At 70.4% G+C, this 7,390-nt stretch carries 6 protein-coding genes and 1 pseudogene; 4 read left to right on the top strand and 3 right to left on the bottom strand.

Annotated elements, in window-relative coordinates; genetic code table 11:
• Both AB0H75_RS50040 and AB0H75_RS50035 read right to left on the bottom strand, forming a co-directional pair.
• Nucleotides 1-95, bottom strand: a pseudogene (locus tag AB0H75_RS50040) (roadblock/LC7 domain-containing protein); the annotation flags it as partial.
• A gap of 5 nt (nucleotides 96-100) precedes the next feature.
• A complete protein-coding gene (locus tag AB0H75_RS50035) occupies nucleotides 101-3,064 on the bottom strand; it encodes a nitrate- and nitrite sensing domain-containing protein (RefSeq protein ID WP_367809148.1) in 2,964 nt (987 codons plus the stop codon).
• Nucleotides 3,065-3,500: 436 nt separating this feature from the next.
• Between AB0H75_RS50035 and AB0H75_RS50030 the strand changes: the two genes are divergently transcribed.
• From AB0H75_RS50030 to AB0H75_RS50015, 4 genes are read left to right on the top strand one after another with little or no spacing between them, the layout of a single operon-like run.
• Nucleotides 3,501-4,490: an ABC transporter substrate-binding protein gene (locus tag AB0H75_RS50030; protein WP_367809146.1), complete on the top strand. Its 990-nt coding sequence runs from the start codon at nucleotides 3,501-3,503 to the stop codon at nucleotides 4,488-4,490.
• Entirely contained in the window at nucleotides 4,487-5,260 is a 774-nt protein-coding gene (locus AB0H75_RS50025; protein ID WP_367809144.1) for an ABC transporter permease, read from the top strand. The genes AB0H75_RS50030 and AB0H75_RS50025 overlap by 4 nt, the downstream gene beginning before the upstream one ends.
• Complete coding sequence (locus AB0H75_RS50020) at nucleotides 5,257-6,039, top strand: ABC transporter permease (RefSeq protein WP_367809142.1); 783 nt, start codon at nucleotides 5,257-5,259, stop codon at nucleotides 6,037-6,039. Before AB0H75_RS50025 ends, AB0H75_RS50020 begins: the two co-directional genes overlap by 4 nt.
• 20 nt (nucleotides 6,040-6,059) lie before the next feature.
• Entirely contained in the window at nucleotides 6,060-7,064 is a 1,005-nt protein-coding gene (locus AB0H75_RS50015; RefSeq protein ID WP_367809140.1) for a methyltransferase, read from the top strand.
• A 17-nt stretch (nucleotides 7,065-7,081) separates the two neighbouring features.
• On the opposite strand, the gene AB0H75_RS50010 is transcribed toward AB0H75_RS50015, so the two are convergent.
• A partial coding sequence (locus AB0H75_RS50010; protein ID WP_367809138.1) for an ATP/GTP-binding protein occupies nucleotides 7,082-7,390 on the bottom strand: 309 nt, incomplete at its 5' end.

Raw genomic sequence — 7,390 nt, 5'->3', positions numbered from 1 at the left:
CCATCCGATGAGACCACCACCGCGTGCGCGACCCCCGGAACCGTACTGACGAAGTCGGTGATCAACCAGTCGACGCCGCGTGCCGCGTGGCTCAGGTCGTTCACGCGCCCTCCTCCCTGCTGTCACTCCTGGGGCCGGACCCGTACGTCCTGCCCTCGCTGATGTCATCGCGTGCGGCCCGGAAGCCCTGCTGGAAGCTCGACAGGCGGCTGCGCACCCGGTCGGGCGAGACCGCGGGCATGGGCGCGACGCCCTTGGGAGCCGAGACGGTGTCGGCCGAGCCGGGCACCAGGTTGGCCTTGGGCACCCGCTTGGGCAGCCCGGAGGCCGTCGCCCCGTCACGGACCGGCTCGACCACGGCCTTGGCCGCGCTCCAGCCCTCGTCCGCCTTGCTGGAGCCCCAGCTGGCGGCACCGGCCTCGCTGCCGTGCTCGAACCAGGCGGACTCCACGGAGGCGAAGATCGGCAGGTACTCGTCCCCGTCCGAGGCCGGCTTGACCACGGGGATGGGGCCGGTGGCGTCGGCCTGGACCTCGGGGAAGTCGTAGCGCGAGCCGGCCGCGGGCTGCGGCTCGGGGGTACGCGTCCACGGGCCCGGCTCCTCGGGGGCGCGGGTCCAGGGCGCGGGCTCCTCCGGCAGGGCGCCCCGGCGCGGCAGCGCCGTGGTCTCGCCGGTCGCCGGGCCGCGCGAGGAGACCCACACGTCCGACGAGGGCGCGGAGTTGCCCGCCATCCAGTTGCCGGTGCCGCCCGCGCCGGTGCCCATCCCGCCGCCGAGACCGTTGCCCATCCCGGCGCCCAGCCCGTTGCCCGTCCCGTTGCCCGTCCCGTTGTCCGAGGGCCACTGCGGGGCCGCGGACCACGGGGAGCCGGCCGCCGCGGGCTCCGCCGACGGGTACGACGGGTAGGACGGATGGCCGGGACCGAGCTGGTAGGGCGTGGCCGGCCAGCCGGCCGCCGCGGGCTGCTGCGGGGAGAACGCGTCCTCGTGCGACGGCCCGGTGCCCACGCCCGCCCCGGCGGGCGTGGCGGAGCCGGCGTACGAGGGGGTCTGCGCGCCGAGCAGCGACTCGGGGATGAGCACCATGGCGGTCAGGCCGCCGGAGCCGTGCGGCCGGAGCTGCACCCGGATGCCGTGGCGGTGGGCCAGGCGGGCGACCACGAACAGGCCCATGCGGCGGGAGACCGACACGTCCACGGTGGGGGCGTTGGTCAGCCTGTCGTTGGCCTGGGCCAGCTCCTCGGCGGTCATGCCGATGCCGGAGTCGCTGATGGACAGCATGATGCCGCCGCCGTCGATCCGGCTGCCGGAGACGGGGACGCGGGTCTCGCGCGGCGAGAACGACAGCGCGTTCTCGATCAGCTCGGCGAGCAGGTGGATGATGTCGTTGACGGCCTGGCCGGCGATGGAGACGCCTTCGGGCACCTCCAGCACGACCCGCTCGTAGTTCTCGACCTCCGACAGCGAGGCGCGGGCCACGTCCACCAGCTTGACCGGCTGGCTCCAGCGGCGCGGCGGCTCCTGGCCGGCGAGGACCAGCAGGTTCTCGCTGTTGCGGCGCATGCGGGTGGCCAGGTGGTCCAGCTTGAACAGGTTGCTGAGCCGCTGCTCGTCCTGCTCGCCCTGCTCCAGGCCGTCGATGAGGGTGATCTGCCGCTCGACGAGCGTCTGGCTGCGGCGCGACAGGTTGACGAACATCGCGTTGACGTTGGCCCGCAGCTTGGACTCCTCGCCCGCCAGGCGGACCGCCTCGCGGTGGACCTCGTCGAAGGCCCGGGCCACTTCCCCGATCTCGTCCCTGGAGTTGATCTCGATGGGCGGCACGCGGAGCTGGTCGGGGTTGACGTCGGTCTCGCGGAGCTGGCGGACCAGGTCGGGCAGGGTCTGGCCGGCGATCTTGAGCGCGTCGCCGCGCAGGCGGCGCAGCGGCCGCACCAGCGAACCCGCCATGACGGCGGTGATCGCGAGGACCAGGATCAGCAGGCCGACGACGATCGCGATGTTGATCGCGGCGAGCTGCCGGTCGCTGCTCGCGACGTCGGTGCTGCGGGTGGAGACCTGCACGCCCAGGGTCTTCTGCACCTGGTGGAGGCGGTCCACGGTCTCGCTGATCGAGTCGAACCACAGGTTGGCGTCGTCGTTGCTGGAGGTGTCGAGGCGGCGCAGGTAGCGGGTGCCGGCGACGTTGTTGCCGCTGGCGACGCCGACGGCGTTGTTGTGCAGCAGGACCGCGCGGTCGATGTAGAACTCGGCGCGGCCGACCTTCAGGTTCGCGACGGTGTCGTCGAACATCTGCCGCTGCTGCAGGGTGGCGGCCGAGCGGAAGGCCGCCCGCTCGCTGTTGCGCTTGGAGCCGGCGTCGAGGAAGGCGTTGAACTCGGTCTCCTCGAACGACCCGCGCTCCAGCGCGATGCCCAGGAGCGCGCGCTGCTTGGAGGCCTCCTCCTCGGCGCGGGCGATCGAGCGCAGGGCGGCGCTGGTGGAGATGAGCTGCTCGTCGGAGGCGCCCTGGGCCAGCTCGTCGTAGAGCTGGAGCAGGTCGGCGATGGTCTCGGAGTACTTCTCCATCGTGGGCAGCGGCGGGAGCTGCGACTTGATCGCCGTGTCGCGCAGCGCGCGGAGCTGGGAGAGGCGGGTCCTGACGCGCTCCAAGGCGCGGCGGCCGATCTCCGACAGGTCGGCCTCGGTGGTCTTCGCCCTGGACAGGACGCGGTTGACGCTGACGTCGACGATGCCCTGCTGCCCGGTGAGCCGGTCCCGCGCCGCGCCCGTACGGCCGGCGGCGGCGTAGCGGCTGGCCAGGTCGCGTTCGAGGCCCAGGTCGCGGACCAGCTCGCCGACCTGGGTGATGAGACCGTTGACCTCGCCGACGACCTGGTACTGCTGGGCGCTGCCGATCGAGCTGGTGACGCGGAGGGCGCCCAGCACGACGGCCACGATCGTGGGAATGGCGATGAGGGCGATGAGGCGGGTTCGTACACGCCAGTTGCGCAGCGCGAGCGGGCTGCCCGCCTTGGGCAGCCGAACCTCTGGCACCTCGCCGCCCGCTGACTTTTCGGGCACGTCCGGGGCCCTACCACGACCGGTGCCGGTCGTTGTTGTCCTCACTGGTGGCAACCTCTCGCCATGGCCTGCTTCAGGGGGTCTCAGCGGCTTCGTCGCTCGGAAGAGTGATCGCAGGCAAGTTCGAGGCCCAATTTGAGCACAAACCTCATACTTAGGCCAACGTATCGCCGTTTTTCAACCGTTCCAACTCACACATTGTTCACATGGCAAGCTCTCGGCCACGTAGCGCAACCGCTCCACCAATCCGGACATTCAGCATGTAAACGGTCTTTGTCCACATATTTACATCTATAGCTGTTTAGTATCATCTTCAACAGATAAAGCACAGATATGCGGCATTCCGCTGCCGTTCTCCCAGTCCCTTCCGCTACGCTTCACGCCCGGCATGCTGTGCCGATCTCCAGAAGCTTCCCCCTGGTAGGAGAACCCCCCGATGACACGCAAACTGCGCTGTTACGCCGCCGCCCTCGGCGTCACAGTCGCTCTGACACTTGCCGGCTGCGGTGGATCCGACGACGGTGGCGCCACCTCAGCCAACAGCAAGGGCTTGGAGAAAACCACCATTACGGTGGGGCACCTTCCGATCCCTGACCCTGTAGCGCTCTACATCGCCCAGACGAAGGGCTTCTTCAAGGAAGAGGGCCTGACGGTGAAGCCGGAGACCATCACCGGTGGCGCCGTGGCCGTTCCGATGATCGAGAGCGGCAAGCTCGACATCTCGCAGACCAACTACGTCTCGACCTTCCGCGCCGTCGCCGCCGGCAAGAAGATCAAGCTGGTCGCCGACATGTACCAGGCCGGCGCCAACACCTTCGTCATCATGGTGCCCAACGACTCACCCATCAAGACGGTGGCCGACCTCAAGGGCAAGACGATCCTCGTCAACAACCTCGACAACGTCGCCACCCTGGCCGTGGAGACGCAGCTCAAGGTCGCCGGTCTCACCAAGGACGACGTGAAGTTCGCCGAGAAGCCGTTCCCCGACATGGGCAACGCGATCAAGGCGGGCCAGGCCGACGCCGGCTGGATCACCGAGCCGTTCATCACCGCCAACCAGAGCGCCAACGGCTTCCGCAAGCTGGCCGACACCATGACCGGCCAGACCGAGGACCTGCCCATCGCCGGCTGGATGGCCACCGAGGAATGGGTGCAGAAGTACCCGAAGACCCTGGCCGCCTTCCAGCGCGCGATCGCCAAGGCCCAGCAGCTCGCCTCCAGCGACCGCAAGGAGATCGAGGCCATGCTGCCGAAGTACACGAAGATCGACGCCAAGACGGCCTCGGTGATCACCCTCGGCACGTACCCGAGTGAGCTGAACGCCAACCGCCTGCAGAAGGTCGCCGACCTCATGCTGGAGTACAAGTACCTCAAGAGCCCGATCGACGTGAAGTCCGTGATCGCGGCGCCCGCGTCGAGCGGATGACCGGTGCCAGGCTGCTCCGCGGCGCCGTCGGCGCCGCGGGGTTCATCGTCGCCGGGGAGCTGGTCATCCGCTTCGTCATCAGCGACGACCTGAGCTTCCCTCCCCCGTCGGTCATCCTGGCCGAGACCGTGCGTCTCCTGGCGGATCCCGACTTCCTGGCCGGGCTCGGCACCACCCTCGCCAACTGGGCCGTCGGCCTGCTGGTCGCCACCTGCCTCGCGGTGCCGCTCGGCGTGCTGCTGGGCTCGCTGCCGCCGGTGGAACGGGCCATCCGGCCGGTCCTGGAGTTCATGCGCCCGATCCCCTCGGTCGCCATCATCCCTCTCGCGATCCTGCTCATCCCGGCGGACGGGATGATGAAGGTCTCGGTGATCGTGTACGCCTCGGTGTGGCCGATCCTCATCAACACCCTCTACGGCATGCACGACGTGGACCCCGTGGCCAAGGAGTCCCTGCGCAGCTTCGGCTTCGGCCCGCTGGCGGTGCTGGCCAGGGTGAGCCTGCCCAGCGCGGCCCCGTTCGTGGCCACCGGCGTGCGGATCGCGGCCGGCATCGCGCTGGTCCTGGCGGTCAGCGCCGAGCTGATCGCCGGCGGCGCCGCCGGTCTCGGCGTGTTCGTGGTCCAGGCCAGCAGCGGCAACCGGATGGACCTCATGATGGCGGCGACGGTCTGGGCCGGGCTGTTCGGCGTCGTCGCCAACCTGGTCCTGCTGGCCGGCGAGCGCCGCCTGTTCCAGTGGCACCGCATGCGGACGGGAGCGCGGTCGTGAAGGCACTCGCCCGGTTCTGGGTCGTCCCCGCCGTGCTCGTGGTGTGGGAGGTCGGCGCCCGCGCGCTGGAGGACACCGACTTCCCGCCGCCCACGACGATCGTCTCCCGCATGTACGAGCTGTGGTTCTCCGGCCCCGCCTCGCGGATCTTCCTGACCGACGACGCGATGGACAACCTGCTGCCGAGCCTCGGCCGAATGTTCGCCGGCTGGATCCTGGCCGCCGTGCTGGGCGTGCTGCTGGGCGTGCTGCTGGGCCGCTCGCGCACGGCGGCCGACTACGTGGACCCGCTGATCGAGTTCGGCCGGGCGATCCCGCCGCCGCTGCTGCTGCCGGTCTTCATCGTGCTGTTCCACGCGGGGCTGTCGATGATGCTGGCGGCGATCGTGTTCGGCGTGATCTGGCCGGTGCTGCTCAACTCGATCGACGGCGTACGGGCGGTGGACCGCACCTACACCGAGACGGCCGTCGTCTTCAACCTGTCGAAGGCGCAGTACCTGCGCCTGGTGGTGCTGCCCGCGGCCTCGCCGAAGATCTTCGCCGGGCTGCGGCTGAGCCTGTCGCTGGCGCTGATCCTCATGGTCATCTCGGAGCTGTTCGGCAGCACCGACGGCATCGGCTACCAGCTGCTGCAGGCGCAGCGCAGCTTCGACGGCGCCGGGGTGTGGGCCACGATCGCCCTGCTCGGCGTGCTCGGCTACCTCGTGAACACCCTGTTCGTGCTGGCCGAGCGGCGCCTGCTCGTCTGGCACCGGCAGGCCACCCGCAACGCGACCTGACCTGACCCCTGGAAGGACCCATGCCGCATTCCGACGAGCTCCTCTGGGGAGCCGTAGGCGACATCTCCCGGCTGGCCGCCCTGCTGACCATGGCGGAGCTGGGCGTGGCCGACCACCTGGCGGACGGCCCGCTCGGCAGCGCGGAGCTGGCCCGGCGCTGCGGGGCCGACCCGGCCGCGCTGCGCCGGGTGCTGCGCGAGCTGGCCGCGATGGACCTGCTCCGCCCAGCCGGCCAGGACGCCTACGACCTGGCCCCGAGGGGCGCCGCCCTGCGCTCGGACGTGCCCGACTCGGTCCGCTCGTCCATCAGGATGCTCGGCGAGGAGAGCTTCTGGTACGCGATGGGCATGCTCCCCGCCACCGTCCGCGACGGCGACTCGGCCTTCATCAAGCGGTACGGGCACCTGTACGACCACCTGGCCGCCAACCCGGCGGTCAGCGCCATGTTCGACGACTACATGAAGCGCCGCGCCCTGCCCTTCACCGAGGGCCTGGTCAAGGCGTACACCTTCCCGCCCGCCGCGACGATGGTGGACGTGGCCGGCGGCAAGGGCCACATCCTGGCCACGGTCCTGCACGCCAACCCGCAGATGCGCGGCGTCCTGATGGACCTGGAGCACGTGACCGGGCAGGCGGAGCGGACCTTCGCCGAGGAGGGCCTGGCGGACCGGACGCAGGTCGTCGCCGGCGACTTCTTCGCCGGGGTCCCGGCCGGCGGTGACGTCTACCTGCTGGCCAGCGTCCTGCACAACTGGGACGACGCCGACTCCGTCACCATCCTGAGCAACATCCGCCGGGCCATGAACCCCGGCGGGCGGGTCCTGGTGCTGGAGGTGGTGCTCCCCGACGACGCCGCGCCGCACCTGGGCAAGGACATCGACCTGCGGATGCTGGCGATCTTCAACGGCGGCGCCGAGCGCACCCGCGACGAGTACGCCGCCCTGCTCGGCCAGGCCGATCTGGGCCTCGCCGACGTCGTCGACCTGGGCTCGGGCGCGAGCCTCATCGAGGCCCGGCCGCTCTGAGACCGGGATGGGGCCGGCTAGCCGCCCCATCCCGGCACGGCCATCCGTACCGAGAGGGCGTGCTCGACCAGCTCGATCAGCGTGTTCTTGACCGAGTCCTTCTTGCGCGCGTCGAGCCGGACCATGGGGATGTGCGGGGCCAGGGTGAGCGCGTCGCGCACCTCGGAGTCGCTGTGCGGGTACTGCCCGTCCCAGCCGTTGATCCCGACGATGAACGGCAGCTGCGCCTCCTCGAAGTAGTCGATGGCGGGGAAGCTGTCGGCCAGCCGGCGGGTGTCGACCAGGACGACCGCGCCGATGGCGCCGCGTACCAGGTCGTCCCACAT

This window comes from Nonomuraea sp. NPDC050783, assembly GCF_040802095.1.
In the GTDB taxonomy this organism is placed as follows: domain Bacteria; phylum Actinomycetota; class Actinomycetes; order Streptosporangiales; family Streptosporangiaceae; genus Nonomuraea.
The sequence above is the reverse complement of the archived record's forward strand: the minus strand, read 5'-3'. Positions and strand labels throughout refer to the sequence as shown.